General features: G+C 39.8%; 40 protein-coding genes, 1 other RNA gene and 1 pseudogene. 3 read left to right on the forward strand and 39 right to left on the reverse strand.

Features of this window, described 5'->3' with window-relative positions; translation table 11 throughout:
- Positions 1-10 precede the first annotated feature (10 nt).
- The 5 genes from A0256_23210 to A0256_23230 form a co-directional block, all read right to left on the reverse strand.
- Complete coding sequence (locus A0256_23210; protein AMR34150.1) at positions 11-373, reverse strand: hypothetical protein; 363 nt, start codon at positions 371-373, stop codon at positions 11-13.
- A 195-nt stretch (positions 374-568) separates the two neighbouring features.
- Positions 569-900: a transfer-messenger RNA gene (ssrA, locus tag A0256_23215) on the reverse strand.
- Between the two features lie 279 nt (positions 901-1,179).
- A complete protein-coding gene (locus A0256_23220) occupies positions 1,180-1,392 on the reverse strand; it encodes a hypothetical protein (GenBank protein AMR34151.1) in 213 nt (70 codons plus the stop codon).
- A gap of 204 nt (positions 1,393-1,596) precedes the next feature.
- A complete protein-coding gene (locus A0256_23225; protein ID AMR34152.1) occupies positions 1,597-2,019 on the reverse strand; it encodes a hypothetical protein in 423 nt (140 codons plus the stop codon).
- 169 nt (positions 2,020-2,188) lie between these two features.
- The gene (locus tag A0256_23230) at positions 2,189-2,425 is read right to left on the reverse strand and encodes a hypothetical protein (protein AMR34153.1); all 237 of its coding nucleotides are present in this window, start codon (positions 2,423-2,425) and stop codon (positions 2,189-2,191) included.
- A gap of 30 nt (positions 2,426-2,455) precedes the next feature.
- On the opposite strand from A0256_23230, the gene A0256_23235 reads away from it, so the two are divergent.
- Entirely contained in the window at positions 2,456-2,665 is a 210-nt protein-coding gene (locus A0256_23235; GenBank protein ID AMR34154.1) for a hypothetical protein, read from the forward strand.
- 13 nt (positions 2,666-2,678) lie between these two features.
- Here A0256_23235 and A0256_23240 read toward each other — a convergent pair whose 3' ends face one another.
- The 18 genes from A0256_23240 to A0256_23325 all read right to left on the reverse strand — a co-directional run bounded on the left by A0256_23240 (position 2,679) and on the right by A0256_23325 (position 13,769).
- Positions 2,679-3,503, reverse strand: coding sequence for a hypothetical protein (locus A0256_23240; protein AMR34155.1), 825 nt, complete (start codon positions 3,501-3,503; stop codon positions 2,679-2,681).
- Between the two features lie 2 nt (positions 3,504-3,505).
- Positions 3,506-3,733: a hypothetical protein gene (locus A0256_23245; GenBank protein AMR34156.1), complete on the reverse strand. Its 228-nt coding sequence runs from the start codon at positions 3,731-3,733 to the stop codon at positions 3,506-3,508.
- Positions 3,734-4,162: 429 nt separating this feature from the next.
- Positions 4,163-5,611 carry a hypothetical protein gene (locus A0256_23250; GenBank protein ID AMR34157.1) on the reverse strand — a complete coding sequence of 483 codons (1,449 nt, stop codon included), beginning with the start codon at positions 5,609-5,611 and terminating at the stop codon, positions 4,163-4,165.
- A 335-nt stretch (positions 5,612-5,946) separates the two neighbouring features.
- Positions 5,947-6,339, reverse strand: coding sequence for a hypothetical protein (locus A0256_23255; GenBank protein AMR34158.1), 393 nt, complete (start codon positions 6,337-6,339; stop codon positions 5,947-5,949).
- 24 nt (positions 6,340-6,363) lie between these two features.
- Positions 6,364-6,627, reverse strand: a complete 264-nt coding sequence (locus A0256_23260) for a hypothetical protein (GenBank protein AMR34159.1) — start codon at positions 6,625-6,627, stop codon at positions 6,364-6,366.
- Between the two features lie 93 nt (positions 6,628-6,720).
- On the reverse strand, positions 6,721-7,038 hold the full coding sequence (locus A0256_23265; protein ID AMR34160.1) for a hypothetical protein: 318 nt from the start codon (positions 7,036-7,038) through the stop codon (positions 6,721-6,723).
- A 14-nt stretch (positions 7,039-7,052) separates the two neighbouring features.
- Entirely contained in the window at positions 7,053-7,247 is a 195-nt protein-coding gene (locus A0256_23270) for a hypothetical protein (protein AMR34161.1), read from the reverse strand.
- Positions 7,248-7,504: 257 nt separating this feature from the next.
- Complete coding sequence (locus A0256_23275; protein ID AMR34162.1) at positions 7,505-7,723, reverse strand: hypothetical protein; 219 nt, start codon at positions 7,721-7,723, stop codon at positions 7,505-7,507.
- Positions 7,713-7,922: a hypothetical protein gene (locus tag A0256_23280; GenBank protein AMR34163.1), complete on the reverse strand. Its 210-nt coding sequence runs from the start codon at positions 7,920-7,922 to the stop codon at positions 7,713-7,715. Before A0256_23280 ends, A0256_23275 begins: the two co-directional genes overlap by 11 nt.
- A gap of 36 nt (positions 7,923-7,958) precedes the next feature.
- Entirely contained in the window at positions 7,959-8,183 is a 225-nt protein-coding gene (locus A0256_23285) for a hypothetical protein (GenBank protein AMR34164.1), read from the reverse strand.
- Between the two features lie 28 nt (positions 8,184-8,211).
- Positions 8,212-8,454: a hypothetical protein gene (locus A0256_23290; GenBank protein AMR34165.1), complete on the reverse strand. Its 243-nt coding sequence runs from the start codon at positions 8,452-8,454 to the stop codon at positions 8,212-8,214.
- Positions 8,455-8,650: 196 nt separating this feature from the next.
- Positions 8,651-9,661 (reverse strand): hypothetical protein, encoded by a 1,011-nt coding sequence (locus A0256_23295; protein AMR34166.1) that lies wholly within the window; start codon positions 9,659-9,661, stop codon positions 8,651-8,653.
- A gap of 18 nt (positions 9,662-9,679) precedes the next feature.
- Positions 9,680-10,030: a hypothetical protein gene (locus A0256_23300; GenBank protein AMR34167.1), complete on the reverse strand. Its 351-nt coding sequence runs from the start codon at positions 10,028-10,030 to the stop codon at positions 9,680-9,682.
- Between the two features lie 23 nt (positions 10,031-10,053).
- The gene (locus A0256_23305) at positions 10,054-11,283 is read right to left on the reverse strand and encodes a hypothetical protein (protein ID AMR34168.1); all 1,230 of its coding nucleotides are present in this window, start codon (positions 11,281-11,283) and stop codon (positions 10,054-10,056) included.
- Between the two features lie 163 nt (positions 11,284-11,446).
- Positions 11,447-11,920, reverse strand: a complete 474-nt coding sequence (locus tag A0256_23310; GenBank protein AMR34169.1) for a hypothetical protein — start codon at positions 11,918-11,920, stop codon at positions 11,447-11,449.
- A complete protein-coding gene (locus A0256_23315) occupies positions 11,898-12,347 on the reverse strand; it encodes a hypothetical protein (GenBank protein AMR34170.1) in 450 nt (149 codons plus the stop codon). The genes A0256_23310 and A0256_23315 overlap by 23 nt, the downstream gene beginning before the upstream one ends.
- A 3-nt stretch (positions 12,348-12,350) precedes the next feature.
- A complete protein-coding gene (locus A0256_23320) occupies positions 12,351-12,962 on the reverse strand; it encodes a hypothetical protein (protein ID AMR34171.1) in 612 nt (203 codons plus the stop codon).
- Positions 12,963-13,316: 354 nt separating this feature from the next.
- The gene (locus A0256_23325) at positions 13,317-13,769 is read right to left on the reverse strand and encodes a hypothetical protein (protein ID AMR34172.1); all 453 of its coding nucleotides are present in this window, start codon (positions 13,767-13,769) and stop codon (positions 13,317-13,319) included.
- 68 nt (positions 13,770-13,837) lie between these two features.
- Between A0256_23325 and A0256_23330 the strand changes: the two genes are divergently transcribed.
- Together A0256_23330 and A0256_23335 are read left to right on the forward strand one after the other, a co-directional pair.
- On the forward strand, positions 13,838-15,097 hold the full coding sequence (locus tag A0256_23330) for a hypothetical protein (protein AMR34173.1): 1,260 nt from the start codon (positions 13,838-13,840) through the stop codon (positions 15,095-15,097).
- 7 nt (positions 15,098-15,104) lie between these two features.
- Positions 15,105-15,422, forward strand: a complete 318-nt coding sequence (locus A0256_23335) for a hypothetical protein (protein ID AMR34174.1) — start codon at positions 15,105-15,107, stop codon at positions 15,420-15,422.
- A gap of 70 nt (positions 15,423-15,492) precedes the next feature.
- Here A0256_23335 and A0256_23340 read toward each other — a convergent pair whose 3' ends face one another.
- From A0256_23340 to A0256_23415, 16 genes and pseudogenes are all read right to left on the reverse strand, one after another.
- Entirely contained in the window at positions 15,493-15,804 is a 312-nt protein-coding gene (locus A0256_23340; protein ID AMR34175.1) for a hypothetical protein, read from the reverse strand.
- 64 nt (positions 15,805-15,868) lie between these two features.
- Positions 15,869-16,837 carry a hypothetical protein gene (locus tag A0256_23345; GenBank protein AMR34176.1) on the reverse strand — a complete coding sequence of 323 codons (969 nt, stop codon included), beginning with the start codon at positions 16,835-16,837 and terminating at the stop codon, positions 15,869-15,871.
- Complete coding sequence (locus A0256_23350) at positions 16,837-17,949, reverse strand: hypothetical protein (GenBank protein ID AMR34177.1); 1,113 nt, start codon at positions 17,947-17,949, stop codon at positions 16,837-16,839. Before A0256_23350 ends, A0256_23345 begins: the two co-directional genes overlap by 1 nt.
- Before the next feature lie 81 nt (positions 17,950-18,030).
- A pseudogene (locus tag A0256_23355) lies at positions 18,031-18,615 on the reverse strand (hypothetical protein).
- Positions 18,616-18,623: 8 nt separating this feature from the next.
- Complete coding sequence (locus A0256_23360) at positions 18,624-20,081, reverse strand: hypothetical protein (GenBank protein ID AMR34178.1); 1,458 nt, start codon at positions 20,079-20,081, stop codon at positions 18,624-18,626.
- Between the two features lie 8 nt (positions 20,082-20,089).
- Complete coding sequence (locus tag A0256_23365; protein AMR34179.1) at positions 20,090-20,782, reverse strand: hypothetical protein; 693 nt, start codon at positions 20,780-20,782, stop codon at positions 20,090-20,092.
- 216 nt (positions 20,783-20,998) lie between these two features.
- Positions 20,999-21,532, reverse strand: a complete 534-nt coding sequence (locus A0256_23370) for a hypothetical protein (protein AMR34180.1) — start codon at positions 21,530-21,532, stop codon at positions 20,999-21,001.
- Between the two features lie 74 nt (positions 21,533-21,606).
- Positions 21,607-21,831: a hypothetical protein gene (locus tag A0256_23375; protein AMR34181.1), complete on the reverse strand. Its 225-nt coding sequence runs from the start codon at positions 21,829-21,831 to the stop codon at positions 21,607-21,609.
- Between the two features lie 30 nt (positions 21,832-21,861).
- Positions 21,862-22,404 (reverse strand): hypothetical protein, encoded by a 543-nt coding sequence (locus tag A0256_23380; protein ID AMR34182.1) that lies wholly within the window; start codon positions 22,402-22,404, stop codon positions 21,862-21,864.
- Positions 22,405-22,497: 93 nt separating this feature from the next.
- Positions 22,498-22,887 carry a hypothetical protein gene (locus A0256_23385; protein AMR34183.1) on the reverse strand — a complete coding sequence of 130 codons (390 nt, stop codon included), beginning with the start codon at positions 22,885-22,887 and terminating at the stop codon, positions 22,498-22,500.
- 66 nt (positions 22,888-22,953) lie between these two features.
- The gene (locus tag A0256_23390; protein ID AMR34184.1) at positions 22,954-23,310 is read right to left on the reverse strand and encodes a hypothetical protein; all 357 of its coding nucleotides are present in this window, start codon (positions 23,308-23,310) and stop codon (positions 22,954-22,956) included.
- A gap of 103 nt (positions 23,311-23,413) precedes the next feature.
- Entirely contained in the window at positions 23,414-24,124 is a 711-nt protein-coding gene (locus A0256_23395; protein ID AMR34185.1) for a hypothetical protein, read from the reverse strand.
- A gap of 270 nt (positions 24,125-24,394) precedes the next feature.
- On the reverse strand, positions 24,395-25,234 hold the full coding sequence (locus A0256_23400) for a hypothetical protein (GenBank protein ID AMR34186.1): 840 nt from the start codon (positions 25,232-25,234) through the stop codon (positions 24,395-24,397).
- 19 nt (positions 25,235-25,253) lie between these two features.
- Positions 25,254-25,598, reverse strand: coding sequence for a hypothetical protein (locus A0256_23405; protein AMR34187.1), 345 nt, complete (start codon positions 25,596-25,598; stop codon positions 25,254-25,256).
- Positions 25,595-25,903: a hypothetical protein gene (locus A0256_23410; GenBank protein ID AMR34188.1), complete on the reverse strand. Its 309-nt coding sequence runs from the start codon at positions 25,901-25,903 to the stop codon at positions 25,595-25,597. The genes A0256_23405 and A0256_23410 overlap by 4 nt, the downstream gene beginning before the upstream one ends.
- 162 nt (positions 25,904-26,065) lie before the next feature.
- On the reverse strand, positions 26,066-26,245 hold the full coding sequence (locus A0256_23415) for a hypothetical protein (protein ID AMR34189.1): 180 nt from the start codon (positions 26,243-26,245) through the stop codon (positions 26,066-26,068).
- Between the last annotated feature and the right edge of the window lies 1 nt (position 26,246).

Below are 26,246 nucleotides of genomic sequence, written 5' to 3' on the forward strand. Positions count from 1 at the left end.
TATTATTATTCTATCCTTGATAGTATGACTTTATGTATCCCATAGCTTTTGGATGCAGTTTATAATGATGAGTTCCATCAATTGCATCAGAAATATGAGCCTCTTTAAGTTCTAAAAAAGCAAGTATCGTTAAGTTGTATCCCTGTTTAACTTGCATACTTGAGCCGTTATCCAAATACAATCTTCCAAAATTAAGTATGCTATTATGTTCAATATATGAACCTGGGTTACGATCCATAATTTCAAGTAATTCTTTAACTCCCGGATCTAATAGTTCTTTAATTATGGGCATCCCATAGATGGAACCCACTTTGTGAAATTTAAATTCATTGTTATTGAATAGTCCGTAATTTCTTTTATCGCTCATAACCATTCTTTTTTAATTAAAGCCCGTGCGTTATACAGGGGCTTTTTCTATCTACAAGGATCTGGTGTGGCGCTATAGCATCCACTGGGTGATCAGGCCTTATCTTTAAACCGACTTACAAGGATACCCTAGGCGGTTTGTGTTGTCTTTTAAAAAACGCTGCCGACATCCGCGCATGCAGCGTTTTGAATTGGTAGTAGCTTGTGGAGGTGGAGGGAGTCGAACCCTCGTCCAGTAACATCAGTTATAAAACAATTAACACAGGTTTACTATTTGGAGCATAGTTGCTTAGTACTTAGGGCCGTCCGAATACAGGCAATCCACCAATCCGTTTTAAGTTCGGATAAACTGTTTAAGCGGCTAAGCTGACACTTGAACCTACTCTGCTTTTTGCCATTGAAACTACTTTAGCTTCAATCTGGCGTACGATTATATCGCCTTTTGTTGTTTGATGTAAATTATTAAGCAGTATACCACCATCCTGCTACCTGTTGCGTTACACTTAAATTGTCCTGTCAAATCCAGGCACCCCCATTATATTAATTTAAAGTTGATGGCAATAACAAATAATCTTTCAATTTCATCTCATCCGGAGTTAGCAATTTAATTTTAAAACCTTGTATTGAAAAAGCTGGTTTTATATTACTAACTAGATTATTTTTATTCTTTATTTGCTTCATGACCATGCTTGTGGAAGAAACCAAACAAGATTAGCGCTGTTAAACGCTAATCCCTCCGCTACTAAACCAATTATGAAACGAATATAAGACTTATTTTTGTAATTCCTATAGGAATTGATAATTATTTTTTATTCACTTTATCAGGTGTAGGCGGCGCCTTACAGATCTAACCAAGGGAAGTTTTTTTGGACATGACGAATGGGTATTTAAGTATGCTAGCTTATCTTTTATGCTACTTGATTCGATAGCTTTTAAGATAGCCTGCCGCTCCTGGTTTAATCTATAGAGTTCGGTTACCTTATAATCGGCAAGCATTGACAAAAAGATGTTTTTAAATCTGCTCATGGTATATCATTCCCTACTCATCGTAATATTGAAGGCTAAAAGAGTAGCTGGAAGGGTTACTTTACTAAAATTAACGCTTTCTTTGAAAAAAGCCAGCTCTTCTTTATGGTTTTCTCTAATTATACAAATGCAATCATGCTCACGTCCATGAACCATCATATAGCCAGATCCTAGGCATCGGAGACAGAGTTCGCTTTTCATGGCTTAATAAGAAGTTGGTGGAAGTCCCGTGGCCACGCTAATTATTTTACGGCCCTTGCAAGTATCGCAGATGTTTGACGATGTCATCGTCATTACTTGCGTTCCAGAACCATTGCACTTTGGGCATATCTGCCAGCCTGCAGCTGGTTTGCTTATAAATGCTTTGCTAAGTTGATCGGCTTGGTCAGCGGTGATGGTTGCAATACCCGAAGCATGGCTGACGGGATTCGTCTCGCTGAGTGCCGATTTCTGCACGGCCCTGTTATACTTATAAGGGCTACACATCCAGCAACTGCACGGCTTCCCATGAGATCTGTAAGCATAGAAGTTGCCCGGCTTACCTACTAGCCCCAAATTCTTCATTCGCTTCTTAAACTTAAGCATTTTTAACTCTTGCCTGCGGCCCTTGTTGTTTTTGCTGATCATGGTTTAAATTCTTTATAAATAAGAAAAGTAATTATTGAATCAATATAAAATAAAAAGAACTCATCCAATAAGGTAAGGGAATTCCATTTCATAATCCCGAAGCAAACTGACATTATTAGTAAAAATAAATTCATTGTAACTAGAATATATTGGCTTCTGCTCATTGTTTTTAATATCCGTTAATTCCATTGACCTCCCTAACAACTAATGCTTTTTCAAAAGCATCACCATCGTTATCCCAAATGATCCTATCGACTACTAAATATATGCTGCGATCCGGATTTCCTTCCGTGATTCCGTCAGGCAATGTAACTCTTATGGTATCACCAGGTGTTGGCATTTCAGGAAATTCTGATTTCGATAAAATTGTTTTACCGCTATCTTCGTAAAATATTTTTACTTTCATAATTTTTACCTTTATCGTTATTTTATAAATATGGACGAACAAAACAGGCGGATACGCCCCTCCGAAGCTGTTGAAATATTAGGAGTAAGCGTTAATCAACTTAGAACACTTCGAGATAACGGAAGCCTTGGGTATGTTAAATTTAATAAGGCCTATCGCTATCGCTTGGATGAAGTTCTTAAACTTAAAATAAATCTTATGGCTGATCAATTTGCCGATCAGGTTACGCTACCCCCATGACCTGGGGGTATAATTATTCAACACTTAATTTTCTCGCCGGCGCATTGTATCCAGTCTTTTCAAAATCGTTAATCCAAATCAACTTCTTATCCTTAAGGCCCACACCACAAGGTTGCAACCTAAAATGCCCCCTCACTTTAAATGCATCTGATTTTATCAGCGTTGTAAACCATTTTGAATCTAAGATATTGATATTATTTTGAGACTGGTTGACGTACTTAACACCCATCTCCTTTACCTTTTTATTAGGCGGCAGCTGCTTAGTTTCTATCGGGGCATATTTGATGAAGTTGAGGGTTGCTACCAAATTTGTGTACACCAGATTACAAATTTCATTAACATCTATCCGATCTTTTTTAATACCTAATTTTATGCAAAAATCAGTAGCTAAATCATAAAAATAAGCCGATAGTTGCGCCTCTTTTTTATCTCCTACTTGATTAATTATACCCATGAAAATATTTTTGTGGAACATTATCAGGTTATAATCATGAAATTCTTTATCGTTTTTATTTTGAATATTGTAAATTATAGATATCTGAGTAAATGGCCTAGGCATATTAAGCAAGACACCCCATTGGGTGTCAATATTCTCCCAGGCTTCGTCACGAACTAGACTATTGAATGATTGTCCAATTGCATCACAAAAAGGTTTAGTTAAATAAATTCGTCTTTTTTTAAAAAATGGAGATATAGTTGAAAAATGCTGTTTAAAACTTTCTATAAATAATTTATCTTCCGTTAGTACCCGATCCTCATCCATAAAACCTATCACCCCCAGCTTTCCTTCATCCAGCATTCTTAATACTGGGTATTCTGCATATCCAAACTTTGCCATGGCTATTTATCTAAAACAAATGAAAGGAATTTGTGAAGTGCTTTAATTTCATCAAGTTTTAAGTAAACTCCATTATTATAATACGTAAAATGGCCATCATAAAAAAGCTCATTTACGCAAACTCGTGGAGCTTCATAATCATCTCTTTCAAAGTGAAACCGAACCCCGCACGGATCGCTTTCATCAAGCTTTTTACTTCCAAAACCAGATATTAAATCCAATTGTAACATAGACTGCTTTTTTAAACTAATAAACCCTTCTGGAGATCAGCCTGGCAGCATCACCCCAAAAGGATTTGAATATTTTTTATTTGATGTGCCAGCATCCTTATTGAATAGACGAATATACACTTATTTATTCAATTCCTATAAGAATTAAAAATTTATTTTACCCAAACAATCCACCACCCTGCGTGTCATACAATCCATGAATTACCGCCGCATAATAACGCAAGGAACCTGGGGCGATGAAAATAGATAAGTCATCCTATACGAAGTGCTGGGCACCGGATCTATCTGGTGGAGTATTAGCGTTGCTGGTATAGTAATGGGGGAAGTCCAGTGCTTATATGGCAACTGGACTGTGAGCTTTAACAGCTGGGCAGAATTTGAATATGAAGACGGCCTGGAGATGATTAGGCTGGTCATGGAGTATTATAGCTAGGGGGTGGGTATCGGCGGCACCACCGGCGCTACCAATTTAGCAGCCGCCGCAGCTTCGGCTTTGATCTTATCGTACTCTGCAATTGGGTCGTTTGTAAAAGCGAGCATTTTCACTGCGGTTTCTTTACTTAATAACCCAGCCCCTACAAGTGAAACAATATTTGCATACTCCTCGCTCAGGTTGCGTGGTAATTCTATTTTAAATTTAGGTTTCACAGGCATACTCAATGATGGCTTAACGCTTATGTTAATCACTGCCATTGCCGCCTTCAATAAATTAAGGTGCCTTTGCCACTCCATACCTAAATCACCATCCTGGTTAGATCTGGCTTTATTTGTGGCCGGTAAGAACATTAGCTCTATGGTAACACCAGGTATATTTGAACTACCGCTGATTTGCTCCATCGAAATCTGTGGCGTGCTAGTTTCATCATATATGTCCCGGCGCAAGTTTTTACGCTCATCAACGGCAGCCTGCTGCGCACCTTTAGCCTCAACATATTTGAGATCGCCACCATTCTCCATCTTGAATGTCTTGCGGGTATTTTTAGTCTGACCACCTTTAGTTTCAAGAATCTCACCAGTAGCTGCCAATATTGGGAATGAGCTAACTTGATTTTCGTCCGCGCTATCGCTATCTCCCTCCTCAACCCTTTCAATCTTTGGAAGTACGTCGGCATATTCAGGTCTTTTCTGTCCGTGGTAAATAAAGTTTGCTTTACCATAAGCAATGACAACCTCTTTTTCAACCTCCCAACCAGCAGTTCCTTTAATGTATGTGATATACTTACCTGAAAGGTAAAGGTCAAGTTTATTAACATCTTTACGATCAATCTGCACAGTGTATGAACGTGCACAGCTGATCATTTCTTTGTATTGGTTGTATATGGGTATGATGATGTCTCCATCTTCAGGAGAAAATATAGAGCACCTCATTTTGAATTTACTGGCCGGGGCGATACCATCCCAAAAACCTTCTTCCGCTGGTACTGAATACCAAACTACCAGGCACTGTGTAAAATTCTTTTTTAATCTATCTATCCTTTGAGCAGTAAAGTTAAGCTTGTTATCATCCCATGTACGTTTCAACATGGCTATCATGGTCTCATCGGTGACTTTGGTAGCTTCCCTAATGGTACCGTCAATTTCAATACCTCCACTCAGGTTCATTCTTACCGCCCAATCTAAAATCTGCTTTTGAGTGCTTGACGGTATTCTGTGAACATCGCGCTTTTCTACACGGTAAACCTTATCCCCGCTATCGTCAAAATTTCCAGTATCAATATCAACATCCTTCCAAGGCCTGTAAGTAAGATCTTTAACAACCTTGTGGTTTTCAGGTTCTATATCGTATGCGTATTCAGGTATGTAGGGCTTTAAGGCCTCGATAGTAGATACCAATTTGGCAGCGTCTCCCAATAAAGTGGTAAGTTCGTTTTGTTCCATTTATAGGAACAAAAATACCCATGCATTACGGCATAGGTATGATATTGGGGTTTACTTGTGTGGGTTGGTAAGAAGCATGCGGACTGGTTTACCATTCGGCAGCAATCTGTTTTGATGGGGGGCTCCGGAGGCCTCAATCTTCCAAGATTATAAATACTGATAAAGCTTGCGATATTTTAACGTTAACAACGGTTCCGGTTAATATCTCATGGGTATCATTGTATGCTACTATTTTCTTTGTTTTGTCCTTTATAAGGTTTAGTTTATCTATTAATTCTTGTACTGTCATGATGTTAATTTTAAGTCAAATATAAATTAATTTGCGCCGGGGCACCCTACAACTCCGTATTAACATCAATGGCTAAGCCAGAATCGATCAGGCCGAACACGTCGAAGTGGTGTTCGAGCAATATCAATAGGTCATGGTAGTAAACATGTTTTACACTAAACTTTTCTTTACTCCAAAACGAGTTATGATATCCATGTGAGATCATTTTAGATAATGAAAATCCATCTGTATTATACAGGTCAGATAGAGGTTTAAGGACTGGCTTAATATTTTTAAGTGCTACTTTACTTTCTCGTATTTCACCATATCTAACTATTTCAATATTTAACGGATCAAGTTGAATTCCTAAAACACATGTTTGGTGTTTTAGGAATTCATTTGGAATAACCTTCAACCCATACGGCAAGTACGGAGATAAGTGTTTTAATTCTAATTTCATCTTATTAAAGTTTTATACTATCACTTAAAATATTTCCAACTCCTCAGCAGTATAATATTGACTATCAAACCCAGGTGTATCAACAAAATATTTATAAGGAAATGAAAATCTCCTAACAGTGTTAACGGTACTTTCTATGTGGCTTAAATTATGTCCTACTTTTATAACCTTTACAATATCACCTTTTTTAAATTTATTTTTTTTAGGCTGGTGTTTTGAATCAAACCTACATTCCTGCTCGCATGTACATCCACATGTTTGCATACATATTTTGCTATCTTTTTTCATTTTCTAATATTTTAGTATACCATTCCTTAAATAACTTACTTATAGTTCGGTTGCGTATTTTTCATGATGGTTCGTTAATTTCTGCGAAGTGGGTTAATAATCTTCATATCCTCTCCTAAATCTAGACACTTCATTTACGCTATCAAAATGTGGGTCTAAAAATACAGGATAAAAACTTAACTCATCTTCGCCATTGCCTTGATAAATAAAATTAGTACGGTAAACTGGGTATCCTAAAATTTTGTCTCTATCGTAAAATTTACTTTCTTTATCAAAAAATATAAATGCATTAGGCATTACAGTCATTCTCCTTAAGCCGGCTGCTACTTTATTTAAAAAATAGTCGTTTAAGTTGTTTCTTTGCTCTTTCGGCTTCTCCTTTTCGGCATCCTGCCAGTTAATGTTGTTCATGGTTGTTGGTTGTTTTATGGTCTCTGTATATCTTTCCAGTACTCTATGCCACTACATTCTGAAACCCCATCGATTACCCACCAATTATTTGCAATATCGTAGTAACCAATAAATGGCATATCATAACGCCAGATTAAAACCAAATCTTTCGTATCCGGCATCATATCATCTGGTGATGTCCAATCATATACCCTTATGTGTGTTTTCATTTTTATTAAATTAACGATCTTATAAATTTACAATCCTGGCATTTGCAGTAAGCTTCATGTGAAATCCACTTAGGTATACTTTTTACCCTCCGCCTATACGCGTATCGTTTGATTCTGCTCATGATTATATTTAGCCAGCCACCAAACACGGACGGCTTTTTACCGCCAAATCCCCGCTGTGTTATCCAGCGAGGCGTGGGGGCGTTATTGATTAGGTGCGAGGCGGTGGGGAGAGTCGGTGCGCTATTCGGTGATGGTTATAGGTTATTAAACAAATTAGGATACCCTTGCTCATTTGCCCTTTCAATACATTGCGCAATAATTTTATGTTGTCTATCCATTTCATTATGGGTTTCAATATATCTTTTTTCTAAAGCCCTTCTCTCTTCTTTTAATGAAATTAATTTAGAAAAGGCTTCATCATAATATATTTGTAATTCTGTTTCTCTATTTTTTATTTTCTCGTCAATACTCATTATCTTCATATAAAATAACATATCCACTTTTGTCAATTTCAATTTTATCTACGTTAACCAAAGGTAATCCCCCTATTCGCATATATATTGTTGCGTTTAAGTGATTGCAATCTTGGAGTTCATCTATCAATTCTTGTACTGTCATCTTTTTTCTCCTAATCCAATATAAACCAACCCGGTATAAATTAAAAAAATGCATTAGGAGTTCAGCCCGCCAGCTCCCCCCCCCAAAGGACTATACAATTAGCTTTTCAATTTCTTCTTGAGTTAAATTAAACTCTTTGCGCCAGTATGATTGATGCATACATCCTGATCTAACAGGCAAATAACCAGTGCTTGTTTTTACACCCAATAGCGCTTTGTAGCGATATCTTGTATTTATGTTAGGCTCATCGTGTTTGAATAACTTTAAGATCTTTACATCTTTTTCTGGGCTGTAAGTGGTATCTGCATTGATCATGATGGTGATTTTTGAATTATATTTATAGCTATACTACGCCGTCGTTGAAGTGGCCGAGGTGTAATCCACCATCACCCCTGTCAGTATCATATCCAAACATTAAATCATACCCATCAGCGAAACCTATGGCAACTAATTCTATATTCATCCACATGCTAGGTTTAGTGTCAGAATCTACCCACTCTTCATAAAAGCAATCTCTTACAAAAACAATCTTTTTCTTTTCTGGTTCAGCAGCTTCCGCTTGGCCCAGGATAGTTACTTTGGTCATATGTTGATTAAATATTACAAAACAAGAACCCTTAATTATCCTTTCGCGCCTTCGAACTCGCTACTAAGATAATTAAGGGTATAAATTTTTTATTTAAAGGCTTTAATTCGAAGGCTGCCTTTGTTCATCAAATATAACACTTATTTATTTAATTCCTATAAGAATTAAAAATTTATTTTTGTGTGTCGATGCGTCCCTACGCCCCCGTCCCATCCAGCTGCCCCTTAATATAATCGCAAAGAGGTTTAGGCGATCCATCCGATCTAAACAAACCGAAGTGTCCTTCCCTACCAGGGCGCGTCGGCCGGTCAACTAACTCATACCACCATGTGGGAATACCTGATCCCCATGTATCATCAAAGATCTGTGCACCTTTCTGCAGCTGAAGCGCATCTGTATAATTTGAAGCATCAGGCAACGGCATGAAGTTAGTCTCACCTATCTCAAATACCTGGTTACCGAACTTTGATTTAGCTGCTTGCCATGCGTTCAATCCTAATGTTTGCGATTGGTTAGCAACGTTATAAAACCCATCGGTATAACTGTGTACCGATAACGATAAGTTAGCCCCAAGGCCGCGCAGATAGTTGATGTAGTAGTAATGGATCCAGGTAATACTTGTTATGATATTGATCGGTCTGCCAATGGTTAACAGCGCTAGGAATGCTGCTGTAACGTACCGTGTATTGGTATCAAGCTTCGCAGTATCGTAGTTTGATGCGTACCAACCGGTACCGGTTAACAAGGAAAGGATCGCATTCTCATTACCAATCTCCATTTCGGTAAAGTATGGGTAGTTGTTAGCAATTGCCCTGAATGTAGCATATCCATCATCACCCCTGATGTAAAACATCGGCCTTACCTTGATACCGGCAGCATTGAACTTTGGCAATACATCATTCACCCAGCTACTATGATTGAGCATCTTGCCGATATTGGTACCACTGCCATAAATATCAAAGTCCTGCCTTACATTGGTGCAGCCCAAATATTGCAATTTAGCTATTATACCATCAACGTCTGAATAATTAGAATCGAACATATGCACGTTAATGCCGAACAGTGGCTTTGCATTCACCTTCGGAAGCTTGGCCAGCTGCCCCGCAAGGCTGGTGATCGCGTTTTCCTGGTTAGCCATCGTTTCCAATACTACCCGGTAGGCATCTGTTTTTATATTTAGCTGGTTCTGAAGTTCTGCGTTGGTCATAATTTTATACTCCTGATATTATTCTACTATTCCCTTTTCTTTCATCAGAGCTAAAGCTCTTTTAATCTGATCCATTATTTTATCATTTTCGGCTTCACGGGCTTCATTTTTTGGGGCAATCTTAGAGCCTTCATAAATGTTAGCTAAAAACATAACACTTGGATGAGTAGACCAATCTTTTATTGATTCATATAAATCTTCGCAGTCCATGATGCTTGCATCTTGCTTATAAAGTTTTTTTATTAAATCTTGAATGATTATTGAGTTAGCAATCATTCCGTCAATAATAGATGCTAAAAGAGATTGACTTTCTTTATCCATCATGTATTGGTTTGATGAGTCTTCGTTAATGTTTTTTACTATTTTCATTTTTATTTGTTTAAAAACTAATTTTATACTCCTGATAGTGCGCGTAGGCCTAAGCCGCGTTTTTTGTTGGTGAAGGCGAGGTATTCTCTGTTGAAGGCTGATACGATGAAATCTTTTAGGGTGTCTGTTAGGTGACCATGTGGTTCATAGCTTACACCGCTCTTGGGATCAGTAATACGCTTCTTAAGCATCGTTCCGTCCTTATCGGTTTTCGTCTCGATATAATCATTTATCGATTCTTTGCAGTTCTCACCAATCTCAATACTGAGGCCCGGTATTTCGCCGGCAAAGATGGCATTAACAAAGTCTGCAATGCCGGCAACTGGCGGAGCAGCCTTCAGCATCTTATCTTCAATACGAAACCCTTCTTTGGCTATTGCCTCGGTGAATAATTCATAGAATGATTTTTTGTTATCATCGATATTGTTTCTGTTTTTTGTCGATTTATCACCATATTGCATAATCCTTTGAGTATACCCAATCCTGTTAAGCCACTCTCCAACGTTTTTCCCGGCCTTGGTGGCAGTATTTAATGGGTCAACGGCAGGTAGTTCATTTACCTGCTTAATAATCCATCCTAGGCCATCTTTTACAAGCTGCCAAACAGTAACAGCGATATAAGGATAAACGTTACTATCAAGCGAAACATGCAAAAGATTGCTAACGTCCCAAGTATTTGCCCGTATGTGCTTGTCCGTGTCAAACTCTCTGAGGAACTCGTTACCAACTTTCATTGCTACATCCCACTCGCCATCAACGAATACCCTGTATTGATGCACCGGTAGCAGCTTCAGCGAATCCAGGTAATCCTGCGGTATGTGAGGGTTATCAAATATTTTAGCCTGCAGGTACGCAACCCCCGCCGGTAATGTGTCAGCCTTGAATTTATCATAGAAGCGACGCTTTACCCAATTTTGTGTTGGATTGCAGCTCATCAATATTTTAGTCGGGCATCCGGGCGAGTGAAACCAGGATCCGGCGCGCTCAATGATCTTATCCAGCGTTAATTCCTGCACTTCGTTTACCTCGTCTATAAAGGCCCCGTTAAATTCCAAACCTTTAAACCTATTCAAATCTTTATCCCGGTCGAAGTTTTCACCCATGAATAAAATCTGGCTTTTGTTAGACCAGGTTAGTACAAGATCGGTTTGGTTAAATGATTCAACATATTGTGACCAACCCTTATCTAAAAAGTTTTCTTTGAAAGTCTTCAGTAGAGTTGCTTTCAATACAACGCTGTCCTTGCGTAGCATGACCCACCTGCTGTTCGGATACATCTGGCAAAGGGATATGACCATCATGCATCCAAAGTGACTCTTAGCGCCTCTAATGGCTCCGCCGTAAAGAAGTATCCTGTTTTTCATTAACAGGCGTTTTGCTTCACGCTGTTTTGGCGTTGGCTTGAATATTACCGGATCAGGCTGCAGGCCCATCATCTCCCCAATCAATGATCAATGGCTTAACCATGGTTACCTGGTTGTCAACCTCAGTTTTTTCGCTAATACCGTTTAGCCTTGCAGTTAAGTTGGCATTAAAGGCCCCAACCATAGCACCCTCAACCTGCTGTGTTAGGATAATTTCCTCCGCACGTGTAATGACCTCCGAAAAATCTTGACTGCAATTCTTCTTGAAGTCATTAAAGTAATGTTTGTTACAGCCGAGATACAAGTATAAACCAGTCAATGTGTAAGGCCTTGCTGTTGGTATTGATATTATTTGGCCAGCAAACTCTCCTCCCTTTATGGCTTCCTTATTCATCCATGGGCTATCATCAACATAAGTCAAATATTCCTCTACAGCCTCCATAAGAAGCTTTGGAGAGGCAAACAACTTCTCTCTACCATGTTTATTTCTCTTTTTCCAAAAACTATTTCCTGATGGAGCTGCCATTTTTTAATTTTTTTATTTCAAGGTACCCTGATGCGTACCCATTATGTTTTTTAGTATAGGTTTTAAGATCTTTACAGTTTCCATATCCTGAGCAAATAATCTTTCCTTTTTTGTAAGCTACCCAGTGGGCTGCCACTGTCCGTCTGAGACCGCTATCTATTGGAGGGCCGTACCATCCAACCGCAATTAAGCAAAGGTCTGGTAAAACCGTTTTATCGTTTATGAGACTCATTCTTTCATCAGAATAATAACCAAGTTTTTTAATGGCTACTGCAACATCTTTAGTTTGAGTGCCTGTTTTTCTTTTATTACCTCCAGGCTTACCAAAAGCTAATATGCTTTCTTCCGGTGTGCATCCTATCAGATTAGCAACTGCATATTGTCCACATAGACCAGTATTTTCCGGCTGCAAATGAACTTTACCCATACCCTACAATGCTAATTGCCAATCACTCGGCCGTGAACTAAACTGTTTGAACTGAGCCTTAATCGCATCAACACGAGCACGGAAGTCCCGGCCCTTGATGTAGGCACTCGCTATCGACCTCCAATTATTTATGTTCTCAGGGTTGGAGTAACCCAATACACGAGCAGCTTCATCCCGAACACCGATAGGTAACTTCATTGCAGCTTTGGGCAGGAAAGAAGCTGGGCAGTAAGAATCGTAGATTACTGCAACTGTTAGAATTCGAACATCAGTTTCATCAAAGGCTGGGTGAGAAGTGCGCACCGCATGGAGTAGCGATTTGATGTGAGCGGTATCTACAAGCATTGGAGTAACGCTATCCTCGATCTGTTTGTACAGGTCCGGTTGTATCTGGGCAAGACTCCTGCCAACTATGGTCTGTTTGTTCATGCTATGGGTTGATATGCTTCTATTTTTTTTAATCTCTTTCCAGTCGTTTGAAAACTCAATATTTCCGCCTTGGTCAATGTATTTTTTCCCTACTTCGATAAGTGCTTCCGGATCTTTTGCTTTTGCAATTGTGATGTACTGTCCGACTTCCATTTTGTCAAAGTAATTTTCTATGGTGCTATTCATGGGTTGTCGTTTATCATTCGTTTTCAAAACTGTGTTAAAAAGTATGTCAATAGCCTATATTATATATAGGCATATTGACACACTTTAACATACTAACCGTGTTAACACACTTTTATTCGTGTTGACATAGTTTTTAGTACCGTGAGGGCACTTTTTGGTCATTTTTACAAAGTGTGTTAACATACTTTTTGATGATTGTTTGAAAAAAAGTGTGTTAACATAGTTTCTGATACCGTCAGGGCACTTTTTATACCGTTTTGCGTTTCGGTATAGCACTTTTTAGCGTTTTTTGAAAAGTGTGTTGACATAGTTTCCAGCCTCTCAGGGCACTTTTTGTTTTTTACGTTTTTCCGACTAAGCGGCTCTTTTTAACTTTTTCTTGCGTTCTTCTCGTACCGATTCACGGTAAATATCTATCATTTCAGGTCTTGAAAATGGACTGATGAAGGCCGTCCATTGGGCTATATCGCCACCAGAAATAACACACTCAACGAACGAAATTATATCGATTGATGTGGTAAAAATGTAAGTGATTATACCCTGGCCAGCATGTATAGCATGTATCAATTTCTGATCATTTGAGCAGCTACCAGTTGGGGTTTTAACTTCAATCATGTAGAGCTTTCCAGCCCATATAAATGGCATATCCTGTATACCCTTCACTACGCCCTGGCCGCGCATAAAAGTTGCTGTAACAGCATCCCGCAAGCCTCCATTGGGACAATGAAACAGCAATCCATACGTCTCCGGGTGTCTATTCCTTATCTCAGTAAAAGCATCCTGCTGAATTCTTGCCTCCGATTGCATAACGTAAAGATAATAAAACTTATTATTTTAATTCGTATAGGAATTGATTTTTATTTATATTTGTCTCAATGAGCTATAGCGATTATCTAGAAGAAGCGATTGCCCATATTGCAGAAAGTTCATGCAATAAGAGCGAAGCAGCCCACTTTATCATTGGAAAGTACAACCTTTCAAATAGTCATAATGCAGTCAGAAAAGCTATTGGGAAGCTGAAGGGAGCAAAGAAAATCGAACCTGAAGCTCCACAGACAATAGCATCAAAGACTCCAAAATCAGAACCTAAACCATTCGTACTGTCGGCATGGAACGATTTAACAGGTCGCATGATGGGCATCAATGATTACTGCGAATTCTACAACCTGCCATTTGCCGACGTTGTAAGCTATAAACTAATCAGCCATACCGGCACGCCTTATTATAATATATTCTTTAAAGAAACACAAAGCGGATTGCCAACGGTTGATTATGATGCGATACGCGGTGTATTAGACCGTGAGCTTAGCAAAACATACGTTCCTCGAATTGATAACAATACTACATACAGCCATGAAGCAGTATTAAAATGGGCTGATCTGCACTTTGGGGCACACATACGAAATCTTTTATTAACACCCGACTACGACAGCTCAATATTAAAAGATGGGCTTATGTCGTCTGTAACAGAGGTAAATTCAAAGGGATTCAAAAAGGTTCATGTTCATATACTAGGTGATTTGATAGAAAGCCTATCGGGCCTTAATCACATCAATAGTTGGATGAGCATGAATAAGGATGAGATCGGCGCAAATGCTATTAAGCTTTGCTGTGAGGCCCTGGATATTGCTTTGAGGGATGTTGTAAACCTGGGTAAGGTAATGATCATTGGCGGCAACCATGACCGCCTAAGCAAGGATAATGACGAGGATGTAAAGGGCGGAGCAGCGGATCTTATTTCGTGGGGCCTTTCATTGAAGGGATACGATGTAGAATTTCATCCTTATATCATTTGCCATGAAGTTGAGGGAATAATGCATATCAACCTGCACGGTGATAAAATATTAAGCAAGCGCAGTACACATGATATTATATGGAAGTACGGCAAAAAGGGGATGTTCAACTTTATATTCGAAGGGCACCTGCACACAATTATTGAAAAGATGCCCACCGCCCAGCGCGATAAATTCAATATCATAAAAGATGATGCAGTTGATCATCGCCGGATGTATGTGCCTTCATTCTTTACCGGTAACTATTATTCAGAAACATTAGGCTTCAATTCTAATGGCGGATATGTGATCGTATACGATAATGGAAAAGGAAAACCTAATATATTAACAGCGGCACTTTAAAAAAAACATGGACAACAAAAGAACATTCGATACAGGCAGCATCCGGGATAATGATACAGATAAACCATTGGTTAATCACTTTGATAGCTACACCCGGTTACGATTCGGTCACCTATTACGGAAGGGTGCCAATAACTACGGAAAGGGTAACTGGAAGAAAGGCCAGCCCAATGAAGCTGCACTTGAAAGCCTTCACCGTCATTTAGCCTATTACGAAGAGGGATTGTTACCCGAAGAAGATCACTTATCCGCTATTATATTCAACGTGCAACTGATACTTATGAATGAAAAGTCTGCGGGGGTTGAGGTGGATAGGTATAAGTAGTACCCCAACCCGTCTGTTCACCAAATCCACTTGTTCATGTAACATAAACAGATTCATTAGCCCTATAAGGCTACAAGCCTAGATTATACGCCCAATTTCTAAACCATTGAATATACCTTGTTTCATATCCCCACCTACCTGTGATTAGGTAAACTATCGGTGATGAAATAACAAGCAATACCCAAATTACGGGATATATCGGCAAGGTAAATCGCCAAAGTAAGCTTTTAGTTTTTCTTTTATACTTGAAGAAATCAAAAGGAGAAAATCTTACAATTTCTTTATCATACAATTTAGACTTTTGATATGGTGTCAGTTCCAATTCTTTTATAAGCCAATCCTGTACTTCAAAATGACTTGCTTTTCTTAAATTACTGTTCATACTTTATCTTATTTATAGTTATTATACATTTACTTCATAATTCAGTTACGGATGCCGTCTAATACTACCTCAACAAAAAATCAGCTAAATCTAACCCCCCGGCGCGCTCTTCATCGGTGGCAATTCGTTCGATGTGATCAGAGATTGACAGGCCGAACTCTTTAGCCTTTAAAGCCCATTCTGAATAAGCATTCAAATCAGGAAACAAAGTAACACTTCTATTTGCCACGCTGGCTAACTTTCCGGCACTTAGGCCGCCTTTCATACAGCAACTGAGCCAAGTATACTTATCAATAAATAAACTCGCTATAAGGGCTGTTTTCTCGCTTTCTACAATTGCGATTGGCCGTCCGGGGTAACGAGCTATCAAATGCTCACCAAATAAGCACTGCTGCAGGTTAAAATCCGGATAGATCGGTTTGTATTCCCTGCTTGATGTATGCGCCCATGAAGTCTTGCTATCCTTATCCCGGTGCCCATCTTCTTTGTATTTGATGTACTTACCCGAACGGACCCGGCCGGCGGTGTCTACCTGCCAGAATATGCACCAGTTTTTAAATGTGCCGATATTGTACTCTTTAAATTTATCGCTAACCACCTGCTTGTCAAACCTACTGCACAGGAACTCATAAAGGTTATTCCATCCCGGAGCGCATAACGTCGGAGTCACATGCTCTACAGGTATATAGCTGGTTGGTAGTTGTTGGTATGCTTGCCTCGGCGCAGGTGCTGTATAAACCGATTCGGCCTCCATTTCAATACCATACTTTTTAGCCAGGTAACCAATAGCTTCATAGTATTTAAATGAAAGGTGCTGCATAACGAAATCCGTTACGTCTCCGCCCTTGCCGCTGCTGAAGCATTTGTAAATACCCTTTACTGGGTTGACCGAGAATGATGGTGTACGCTCATTACTGAACGGCGAAAGCCCTACCCACTCCTTGCCTTTTTGCTTCAACGTAACGAAGTCACCAATAACATCAACGATACTAGCCGCCTCCGTTACTTCAGTTATTTTTTCTTGTGGTATCATTAAAATGGAGCCTCCTGTTCTTTTATGGTGATGCCCGGGGCTACATATGGGAAGCCTTCAAACTTTGGATTCTTTTGATATTTAGCGTTTCCTTTCACATAAGGATTCACCCAAACAATACCAACCATAATATAGTGAGTTACAAATTCACGCGCTTTTGTTTTGCCAACTGAAACAGCATTGTTTTGGAAGTAATTACATATGTTATCAATAAGCTCTGAATATTTTAAGTACTCCGCTTTGCTGAAAACATAATCCACAATACCAATATGGGCGGCGTTCCAAGATGGCTCAGTTGGATCAACTTGTTTTTTCCCGCCCCTATCACTCCCACCGGTAGTAATTTTACCAGAGAATCCTTCAACTATTTGAGGCATACCTCTTTCATCGCGATTGAAAGCAAATAGTTCGAATGGTGCCGACCTGGTAAACTTTGGTGAGCACACGATTAATTTATCGGCATTTACCTCAACAGACATCACCGTTTCGGACTTATTGATCATTTCTGTGCCCAAATGTCCGCGCGCATGCTCCGTTCCCTTGTTCTGGTGAAGGATGCTACAAATATGGGTGTTATACTCTTCTGCCCAGCGCATCAGGTCGCCGGTGATTACAGTTGCCTGCTCAGGGTTGTTGATATCAAATATCAAATCGCGAACACCGTCGATTATTACCAGGTCCGGGGAATACATTTTGATAATCTCTTCAACTATTTCAATCCGCTTTGGTGGGCTGAATATCTTTAGGTCATAGAAACTCAAGTTCGGGCAAGTGCGCATCCCTGACATTGATAATACCCAATGCTGAGTTCTTGATCCGTAGTATAATCCCTGCTCTGTATCAATCCAAAGTACTTTAGTCTCTGCCTGTATTGACTGCGAAACGATCCATGATGTAACCGTTGTTTTACCTGACTTAGCCTGGCCAATAATGGTGCTCAATGATTTCTTCGTAAATACCGATGCGCCGTTTATTTCAAATACAAGATCCGGTTTAGGTATTTCTATTCCCTGTGGAATAAGGGAAGCCAGTATAAGATCCTGAAGTGTTTTTTCAGGGGCGGGGGCGGATGCGCTTATGTCGGCAACCAATTGTAATACTTTTGGTTCCATTTATAGCGCGTTAAAAAGTTGTGATTGAACTGGCTGTATTATGGCTGCAGTCGGTGCAAACATTTTTTGCTGGGCGATATGCTTAGTAAATCGCTTTTCCTGCGCATCGAAATATTCTTTACCTAACTCTGTAGCGTAAAAATCAAAACCTAAATCGTATGCAGCTATACGGGATGAACCGGATCCTAAGTGAGTGTCAAGAAGTTTTTGGCCATAACCAACGCAGTATTTTGTTAGTATATGCCTATAAAGCTTATATGGTTTTTCTGTTGGATGAAATCTATCTTTCTGGTTTGGGTTCTTTTTATAGATACGTGTACCACCAGCAGAACACCAGGCATATTCCATTTCCGCAAAATCTCGTCCGTACATCGTCTCACCCTTATCCCATACAGCAAAATATTGACTACACGGTAAATTGAAGTAATTACCTCCCCATATAATTTGGTTTTTACTAACCCTAAACAACTCGTCAAAATATAGTTGGTCTGGAACTCCAGAATCCCAATCTTTTTTACTTGGTTTTACTGTTTTACGCCCCCCCATATTCATCTGATTTACACCTATCCCGTACGGTGGATCCACAATAGCCAAATCAAAATACTTATCTGGGTAGCGGCCCATCATAGCCATATTGTCCTCATTTGTTACGATACTTATTGGCATGTTATCCATTATTTTAAAACTATATCCGCGAATTCAATCCTATCAACCGGGATAATCTGATGATCAATCCACCCTCTTTTATAACCCATATTAGCGGCGAAGTCCATAAGAAATCCGTGCTGCTCCTGTTCTTTAGCTTTGGCAACGCGGATGGCAAATGGCCGCTTATTTTTAAGCTTAGCATAGTTCGCAAGCTCCAGCGGTGTTAACTCGCTTATCCGTTTACCAACCAAGTCATGGTATTCATCGGTAAGGTCTACCAGCTCACCCTGGGCCATGGTAGCCTCAACTAAAGGATACTCATAACCACAATATTTGCAGATGCGTGAGCTTATTGGTATAATGCTTTCACATTCAACACAACATTTAGAAGCTGAAGGGCCTTCTGCCTCGCCTTTGCGTTTAACCTTACACCATAATTCGCTATAAGGGCGATCTTCGAAATATAACCCGTGCTGCTTCCAGTTCATGCCGTAATCAAGCACTGTGAACATATCTTTACCCGGGTAGATGCGCGATCCCCGGCCGATTTCCTGCTGATAAACACTAGTTGATAATGTTTTGTGCATCAATACCACCATATCAATCGGCGGATAATCCCAGCCTTTTGATAGAGATTTGATTGTTACCAGGATATTAGCCAGTCCGAGCGCTGTAAACCTTGCCAGTTCGTATTCACCATGCTCAACCTGCGAATGATATCTGGTTGCCGGGAAACCCTGTTCTATAAGTTTGGCTGTCAATGCATCTGCCTGCTTAATCGAAGCAACAAATATCACACACTTTTTATAAGGGAACTTGTTAAGGTCATCAAATAAGCCATCATAAACACGCTGCGCACCGAATACAATTTCATTTGAACGCTCAGTAACCTCCCCGTTCCTGATTTCAAGTAGTGAAGTATCTGCCGGCACCCGGGATTTATGTCGGTAATTAGTTAGGTATCCGTTTTGTATAAGCCAGTCAACCTGTGGGCCTTCAACGAGAGCCTTATAATAAAGTGGCAAGTGTTTGTGCAGTACGCCGTATGGGGTTGCTGTAAGGCCCACACGGTAAGCGTCTGGTAGGTAGTCGATTAGTTTTGTGGAGGTGGCCACATGCGCCTCATCGATCAGCATTATAAGATTATCTCCTAGTTCTTTCAGTTGCTGGATAATCATTGGACGCTTAATAAGCGTTTGGATCATGCCGCAATAAGTATGTCCCTTTTGAATAACCAACTCCTTAACATTGCTGTTGATTTCAATACCGTTGCACTCTTTTACTAACTGGGTGTATATTTTCCGGGCATCTGATAAAACCAGCACCGTTTTACCTTTAGATACACCACGAGTTACAATCATATCTACGCAAAGAGACTTTCCCGCACCTGTCGGGGCATGCAGAATAACCGCCTTGTTTTTGGCAAGCGAACGCGACGTGCGATCCACAATATCAATTTGGTACTGGCGTGGTGTCTTTTTCATCGTGTTATTTATAGCGCGTTAAAAAGTTGTGATTGAACTGGCTGTATTATGGCTGCAGTCGGTGCAAACATTTTTTGCTGGGCGATATGCTTAGTAAATCGCTTTTCCTGCGCATCGAAATATTCTTTACCTAACTCTGTAGCGTAAAAATCAAAACCTAAATCGTATGCAGCTATACGGGATGAACCGGATCCTAAGTGAGTGTCAAGAAGTTTTTGGCCATAACCAACGCAGTATTTTGTTAGTATATGCCTATAAAGCTTATATGGTTTTTCTGTTGGATGAAATCTATTTTGTTTTATAAGTTCAGCGCGATTAATATTCACCTGCCTAGTTACCATTGGTAGATTTGTCCATATCAACTCGCAATCGCTCATTGTTAAATCATTCTGACCCTTAAACCAAACAATCCACCCTTTTACTGGAGGTAAAAACTGAGTAAAATAATTACCTCCGAATATTATTTGATATTTGCTCACTCGGGATAATTCAGTAAAGTAGCTTTCAGATGGTATTTCATTATCCCAGCCCTTTTTTTCGTGTTGTTTACGATTGTGTTTTGGATTCTTGTTGATAGATTTCTTTTGTCCATCTATTCCTATTCCATACGGCGGATCAACAATAGCCAAATCAAAGAAGTTATCTGGATAACGGGCCATCATGGACATATTATCTTCGTTGGTTACAATACTTATTGGCATATTACAGATTATAAACTGGTTAGTTAAACAATACCCCCTGCAAGAGAAATGGGTCGGTATCCAAGTGAGCAAGTTTGCTCTAAGACACTTACAGGAGGTATTGTTTGAATTTTTTTATATATACTAGTAAGGTATATACCGGTTACCGACCGACTTACAAGTATACGAATAATTATTGTTTTTATTCCTATGGGAATTGATTGTTGGTAAATTTTTTTATTCCTTATAGCGACCGCAGTAAATAAACTCAGTATTATTTTTAGCGATCATCTTTTTGATCCGGTTATTTAGCCAATAATCTGCCTTTCCCATTGTGTCGGCGGCCTCGGTTGCGCTGAAGTAATAGATCCCAGTTTCCTGGTTGAGTATGATTGATACCTTGAGATAATGGAATGGTACCGGATTATTATATACTCGTTTTTTAGTAGTTATATTTAACCCCATCGACCACCGGCGGACAGTATCGGTAGCAATACCCAGGGCATCTGCCATCTGCTGCTGGCTTAGCTTCTCAGCGTATGCCGTTATAAACTGTCTGCGATCAGAATTAACCGCGGTTGAAGGTATGGTAACCGACTTATCGCCTTTTGCGTACCACATCATGCAGATATCCTTCATTTCATCGAATGACATGCCGTTCATGTTTGATAATTCCCTGATTGATGTACCAGAAACAAACTGCTCAATGATGAATGCTTTTTGTTTATTGGTAAGGGTTTTAGGCGTTGGTGATAGTTGTGCGTTGGCCATGATGGGGTTTTATTTTTATACCGCCAAATCCCCGCTAATTTCTTAGCGAGGTTGTGGGTATCCAATTGGCATATCTATACCTTTATCACTCCCTTATCCCAAGCAAACCCACCACGCTCACAAGTCACCAGCCATCCGTCAGCCCTGCGAATGGTGAAATATGCACTATCCAACGGCACAAAGAACACCTGGTGAATATTACCGGTAAGGCTATGCTTAAACCTATCCCCAAATTGAAGGGTATTGAACGGAATGCGCGGAGCATTGTCGGTGGTTATTGGGGTGGATAGTTGGTTCATGATTACTTAATTTATTCTTCCTGGAATAACCTAAGCTACTTTTAGGCTTTCTTTATTCTTTATCTCGTTGAAATACTCCAGGTGTTTTTCTTTTGTATACAACAACTCCATGGTATCAAATCTGCGGTACATGAAATAATCCTGATCGTAAACTATGTGGCGATGCAGAAAAGCATGGTCAGCCACCGATAATTCAATTATGTCTCTGGCAAACTGAAATGAATAACACCAGTGGTGCCTCTCATTTCCTTTGGTGCATGGTACGCGCTGCGATAGTATTGTGGCAGCCTTTTTTTCAGGATACTTATCCTTGTAGCGAGACATAGCCTGTTTTTTATCTTCTGATAGAGGCTTGTGAATATCCTTATATCCGAGGCGATGATATTTTTCAATAGCCCTTGTTTTTTCCAACTTAACCCATTCCGGATTATTAGCCCTGAGGTCCTTCTCCCTTATATCAACATCTTTCTTAGTGCATTTCTTGCATTTATTAAGATGCCCATCAGCCATCTTTTTATGCTTGTAGAAATCTGTTAACGGCTTAATCACCTCACATTTAAAACACTTTTTCATAATATTGATTGATTTATACCACCAAATCCCCATGCATTTCTGCATGAGGTTGGGTTACTTTTGTTTTTATTTCGACGGGATTACAAAAAACCCTTAATTAAAAGGCAAATCATCCTCATCGCTAACTACCGTAGCACTCGCAGCGCCGCTTGCATCATTACCACCGCCTGTAAAGTCTTTCAGGTTGCCTAATATTGGTGATAACTTTTTAGCAGTTTCTTTGCCGGCATCATCAAGCGTTTTCCAAATCTTGCTGTCGGTCGTTTTGGCAATGAATCCGTTTTGACCGTATTGATCCTGCTCGTCGCGAATTACCACATTAAGCCCAACGTAAACAGCTTTGTCTTTTTCGGTCAGCATGTTAGCCTCCAGTGGAATGAAGATGCCTCTCACAAGGTTACCATTTGAGCCCTTTTTGTCCATCATTACGTGGAGCATTTTTGTTAAGGCAATACTGCCTGATAATTTTTTCTCTGTGCTCATTTCTGTTTTTGTTATGCCTTTCGGCGGTTATGCCCGGTAAGCGGGTGGGTTAAATTATTTACTTGATTAGGCTATCTCGTCCCAATAGCATACTAAACCTGTTTTAATAGTAACGCTGTAAGGGAAGTATTTTTCAACAATAGATATTTGATCTACATACCCATCCTTAAACTTTTGAGCTAGATCTGACAAGTTTAAATCTGACTCGCATAATGTAAATTCGCCCTCTAGGTCTTTAGTAGATTTATAGTCATCTACCGAAGGTATAAGTATGTTTAAATCTTCTAGCCCCTGGTAAGGCTGAATAAAGTGTTCATTAGATACTTCGTCGTAGAAATTATCTTCTACCTTTTTCTCTTGAAAGTCGTCAGATGCAACCTCTAAATATGCTCCTAAGTAGAAGCATTTAATCATTTGTCCCATTTTTAAATTTGTATTGGTTTTTTTTAAATTATTTCAACTGTAGTGATGGTGACTTCTTCCCCGCCATCAATCGGGATAATTTCGTAGGTGGTGAGTAGCATAGTTAGGCTGCTATTAATATTTCTCTCTTAGCCTCTAGCAGCTTTTTAATATAAACCCGGCACATATCAACCCTTATTTTCAGCTCATCAATAACTGAAGGATCACGGTTAACGGTGAAGGTTTTTAACCGAAGTTCGGCCGGCAGATCTGAATAAGTCATTTCTTTGTGGACCTTTTGGCGGATCTCATCAGTAATTAAGCCCCGCTGCCCCTGCTCCCATGACAATGAGCGCATCTCCTTTTCCATAACATTTAATGGGGCATCCATCAGCGCGTATGTAAGGATAGCATTATTAAACTCAATTCCGTATTCTTCTGTAACCAAGTGCATATAAACCTGCAGTTGTGTTTCGTAGGCCGGTGTCGGTATCACGTCGTCAAACAGTGGCAGCGTAAAGCAATCCCAAACGTTTTTCATGTCGATGACTGTTGGCGCGTTATCCCAGAATGCTATAATATCCGGAGTACCTTCCATCCACTCGTTACTAAACCACTCTTCGTTCTTTGATACATCACCCCATCCCAATGAGTCCGCAGCGTATTTAATAGACTCTTCCTCGCATGAAATACCTTTTTCCAGGTACTTGTTAGCAAAGTTTTTACGGCGGTCGTACAGCTTCTCTTTAAGCCATTTTTCACAATAAGTTTTGGCGCCGGTTGGTAGTTCGGGGTTGTTGAATTTGTAATTGAGGCTGTAAAGTTCGGCCTCCATGTTCGGAGTTAATGGTTTGGCGGCCCCGCACGCAGCGTTAGCCTTACGATCTGAAAGCTCAGCACGTTTAGCCGCCTGTGCATCACTTAACCCAATTGAGCCAGCCAGTATCTCACTAGCCGCGCTTGCTCTGATCTTGAATGTTGGTAGTAGCATTTTTCTTGATTGGTTTTGTAAAATGGTTATTGATAAACTCTCGATCCTCTGCCCGGTCGTTCCGGTTAACCTCTTCCTGCCGGATCTGCAAGAAGAGGTCTTTTGTAGCACCCATTAGGCAGCAACGGTTTTAAGTACAGGTGGGGAAAGTTTGGCTTTCATTTCATCTTTAACAGATACAAATTTTTCCTGCTCGGCTCTTGAAAGGCCCTTGAATACATTCGCAAGCTCGGTAACGGTAGTTGCTTCTCGTAACTTAACATCACCAGCCTTATCAGCTAATCCGCTTTCACACCAATCTTTAATTGCACGGCCGGTAGCTTCGGTTATCATAAAAGGGTTTTTACCTTCAAATAAATTGGTACGATCTTTTGAAGGTATTGCCATGTGTGTATCGCGCTCAATGTTTAAAGACACAGTAAGCTCATATTCCCAGCCCTCGCGCTGAACATCCTTCATGCCGACTTTCTTTACCTTTTTATCTTCACCCATAACCGTTTCAGTCTTTGAGCGGGTACATGTAATAACGTGTGCCGGGCATTGTAAAACAGCTTGAATAAATTTGTCGTGACGCGGAGTTGTTTGTGACCAGGCACTCCATGTATTACCCCTGAATTTAGCCTGTGCAAGAATCTCATTCGCTTCAATCAGGTAATTCCATTCATGGGTAGTGCTGTCTAATATGATAGCTTCTATCCCGGCATCCACACAAATATTGATTGCTTTGATGTAGTCTTCCGGTGAGTACTCCCGTAAGTTGATGACATTGAATTCACCTAGGTTTGAGTATAGCGATGCGCTCTCATTCTCAGTGTCGATCACTGCAACTTTGTCCCATGACCCAACTAGGCCCTTAGCCATTAAAAGTGCAGAATATGTCTTACCGGCACCACTTGGTGCAGATATGTTAAGGCGCAGCTTTACCTGCTTCCTACTAGCTTTTTTAAGTTCCATAATATTTATAATTGATTGTTTAGTTTTTAATTAATAATTCAAGCGCCTCAGCATGCAGATGCTCCATGCCCATCTCGTCTTCGACCTGTTCATATAGGTACATTGGGTGCGACCATGGCTGGTATGGTTTTTTCTCTTCTTCTACCGATATTATGGCTAGGCACGTTTTGTATATTTTCTTAGCAAAAGCAATTATTGAATTGCATGCTTTTTTAATTGAACTGCATGCATTCTTAAACCGATCAGCCGCCTCATGAAAAAACTTAACAGTTGACCGCATAGCACGGCGTAATATTGACATTGATGGATTAGTAGCCAAAAAAGCTTCGTACTCTTCGATGGTGGTTTCGTGTGTGATTATCATGCTGATTTTTTGCTTTTTGATTTGAAATAATTTTGTGACATGAAGGATTCCACATCTTCCCGCTTAAACCGAAGACAACCGCCCACAGTAGAAAAACCGATATCCTGTTTGTGGTCTTGTACCCACTTTTTACCGAATCCGGTAAATTGTGTAACTTCATGCACAGACAAATATTTGTTTTTAGTATCTGAAAGCTTAGAGATCGCATCCATCATTGTCTTTTCTAAGTTTAATAAGCTTCCCGCAACAGAGTTATCGAGTTTTTCAACCCGGCTAATAAAGTTCTGAAGCGCTTCTGTTTCCATTACTGTAAATCCTTGCATATTAATTGAATCTAATTTTGAATATTGCGTCTAAAATCTGGCAATCAAGAACAGCTAGCCTCCAGAATCTAACCGTATCAGTGCGCTTGCATATCTCCATGTTGCGAATGCAGTTGTCATGAATTTTATTCAACCTATCTAAGCTCATGCTGCAACCTCCTTCACATTATAGATACACTGAGCGCCCGGTTGGTAGGTGTAATTGTTTGCCAGTGCAGCTCCACGCTCTAATGATGCAGCAAAGGCATCTGTATTTAACTTGCGTACCGGTTGTTGTTTAGAGACATAAGGCTTCACATCAGTTGATGTGTTTGCAGTGGCCATA

Source organism: Mucilaginibacter sp. PAMC 26640 (assembly GCA_001596135.1).
Taxonomy (GTDB): domain Bacteria; phylum Bacteroidota; class Bacteroidia; order Sphingobacteriales; family Sphingobacteriaceae; genus Mucilaginibacter.

Bases quoted from the DNA above. Each gene is read 5' to 3' on its own strand.
- A0256_23260 (AMR34159.1), bottom strand. From the start codon at position 6,627: ATGAAAAAAGATAGCAAAATATGTATGCAAACATGTGGATGTACATGC.
- A0256_23315 (AMR34170.1), bottom strand. From the start codon at position 12,347: ATGGGTAAAGTTCATTTGCAGCCGGAAAATACTGGTCTATGTGGACAA.
- A0256_23325 (AMR34172.1), bottom strand. From the start codon at position 13,769: ATGCAATCGGAGGCAAGAATTCAGCAGGATGCTTTTACTGAGATAAGG.
- A0256_23360 (AMR34178.1), bottom strand. From the start codon at position 20,081: ATGAAAAAGACACCACGCCAGTACCAAATTGATATTGTGGATCGCACG.
- A0256_23320 (AMR34171.1), bottom strand. From the start codon at position 12,962: ATGAATAGCACCATAGAAAATTACTTTGACAAAATGGAAGTCGGACAG.
- A0256_23370 (AMR34180.1), bottom strand. From the start codon at position 21,532: ATGGCCAACGCACAACTATCACCAACGCCTAAAACCCTTACCAATAAA.
- A0256_23345 (AMR34176.1), bottom strand. From the start codon at position 16,837: ATGATACCACAAGAAAAAATAACTGAAGTAACGGAGGCGGCTAGTATC.
- A0256_23310 (AMR34169.1), bottom strand. From the start codon at position 11,920: ATGGCAGCTCCATCAGGAAATAGTTTTTGGAAAAAGAGAAATAAACAT.
- A0256_23280 (AMR34163.1), bottom strand. From the start codon at position 7,922: ATGCATTTTTTTAATTTATACCGGGTTGGTTTATATTGGATTAGGAGA.
- A0256_23255 (AMR34158.1), bottom strand. From the start codon at position 6,339: ATGAAATTAGAATTAAAACACTTATCTCCGTACTTGCCGTATGGGTTG.
- A0256_23410 (AMR34188.1), bottom strand. From the start codon at position 25,903: ATGGAAACAGAAGCGCTTCAGAACTTTATTAGCCGGGTTGAAAAACTC.
- A0256_23225 (AMR34152.1), bottom strand. From the start codon at position 2,019: ATGATCAGCAAAAACAACAAGGGCCGCAGGCAAGAGTTAAAAATGCTT.
- A0256_23365 (AMR34179.1), bottom strand. From the start codon at position 20,782: ATGCCAATAAGTATTGTAACCAACGAAGATAATATGTCCATGATGGCC.
- A0256_23230 (AMR34153.1), bottom strand. From the start codon at position 2,425: ATGAAAGTAAAAATATTTTACGAAGATAGCGGTAAAACAATTTTATCG.
- A0256_23385 (AMR34183.1), bottom strand. From the start codon at position 22,887: ATGAGCACAGAGAAAAAATTATCAGGCAGTATTGCCTTAACAAAAATG.
- A0256_23390 (AMR34184.1), bottom strand. From the start codon at position 23,310: ATGGGACAAATGATTAAATGCTTCTACTTAGGAGCATATTTAGAGGTT.
- A0256_23240 (AMR34155.1), bottom strand. From the start codon at position 3,503: ATGGCAAAGTTTGGATATGCAGAATACCCAGTATTAAGAATGCTGGAT.
- A0256_23415 (AMR34189.1), bottom strand. From the start codon at position 26,245: ATGGCCACTGCAAACACATCAACTGATGTGAAGCCTTATGTCTCTAAA.
- A0256_23330 (AMR34173.1), top strand. From the start codon at position 13,838: ATGAGCTATAGCGATTATCTAGAAGAAGCGATTGCCCATATTGCAGAA.
- A0256_23275 (AMR34162.1), bottom strand. From the start codon at position 7,723: ATGAGTATTGACGAGAAAATAAAAAATAGAGAAACAGAATTACAAATA.
- A0256_23285 (AMR34164.1), bottom strand. From the start codon at position 8,183: ATGATCAATGCAGATACCACTTACAGCCCAGAAAAAGATGTAAAGATC.
- A0256_23400 (AMR34186.1), bottom strand. From the start codon at position 25,234: ATGGAACTTAAAAAAGCTAGTAGGAAGCAGGTAAAGCTGCGCCTTAAC.
- A0256_23300 (AMR34167.1), bottom strand. From the start codon at position 10,030: ATGAAAATAGTAAAAAACATTAACGAAGACTCATCAAACCAATACATG.
- A0256_23305 (AMR34168.1), bottom strand. From the start codon at position 11,283: ATGCTACGCAAGGACAGCGTTGTATTGAAAGCAACTCTACTGAAGACT.
- A0256_23405 (AMR34187.1), bottom strand. From the start codon at position 25,598: ATGATAATCACACACGAAACCACCATCGAAGAGTACGAAGCTTTTTTG.
- A0256_23340 (AMR34175.1), bottom strand. From the start codon at position 15,804: ATGAACAGTAATTTAAGAAAAGCAAGTCATTTTGAAGTACAGGATTGG.
- A0256_23290 (AMR34165.1), bottom strand. From the start codon at position 8,454: ATGACCAAAGTAACTATCCTGGGCCAAGCGGAAGCTGCTGAACCAGAA.
- A0256_23350 (AMR34177.1), bottom strand. From the start codon at position 17,949: ATGGAACCAAAAGTATTACAATTGGTTGCCGACATAAGCGCATCCGCC.
- A0256_23295 (AMR34166.1), bottom strand. From the start codon at position 9,661: ATGACCAACGCAGAACTTCAGAACCAGCTAAATATAAAAACAGATGCC.
- A0256_23270 (AMR34161.1), bottom strand. From the start codon at position 7,247: ATGAAAACACACATAAGGGTATATGATTGGACATCACCAGATGATATG.
- A0256_23245 (AMR34156.1), bottom strand. From the start codon at position 3,733: ATGTTACAATTGGATTTAATATCTGGTTTTGGAAGTAAAAAGCTTGAT.
- A0256_23210 (AMR34150.1), bottom strand. From the start codon at position 373: ATGGTTATGAGCGATAAAAGAAATTACGGACTATTCAATAACAATGAA.
- A0256_23335 (AMR34174.1), top strand. From the start codon at position 15,105: ATGGACAACAAAAGAACATTCGATACAGGCAGCATCCGGGATAATGAT.
- A0256_23380 (AMR34182.1), bottom strand. From the start codon at position 22,404: ATGAAAAAGTGTTTTAAATGTGAGGTGATTAAGCCGTTAACAGATTTC.
- A0256_23235 (AMR34154.1), top strand. From the start codon at position 2,456: ATGGACGAACAAAACAGGCGGATACGCCCCTCCGAAGCTGTTGAAATA.
- A0256_23375 (AMR34181.1), bottom strand. From the start codon at position 21,831: ATGAACCAACTATCCACCCCAATAACCACCGACAATGCTCCGCGCATT.
- A0256_23395 (AMR34185.1), bottom strand. From the start codon at position 24,124: ATGGAGGCCGAACTTTACAGCCTCAATTACAAATTCAACAACCCCGAA.
- A0256_23265 (AMR34160.1), bottom strand. From the start codon at position 7,038: ATGAACAACATTAACTGGCAGGATGCCGAAAAGGAGAAGCCGAAAGAG.
- A0256_23250 (AMR34157.1), bottom strand. From the start codon at position 5,611: ATGGAACAAAACGAACTTACCACTTTATTGGGAGACGCTGCCAAATTG.
- A0256_23220 (AMR34151.1), bottom strand. From the start codon at position 1,392: ATGAGCAGATTTAAAAACATCTTTTTGTCAATGCTTGCCGATTATAAG.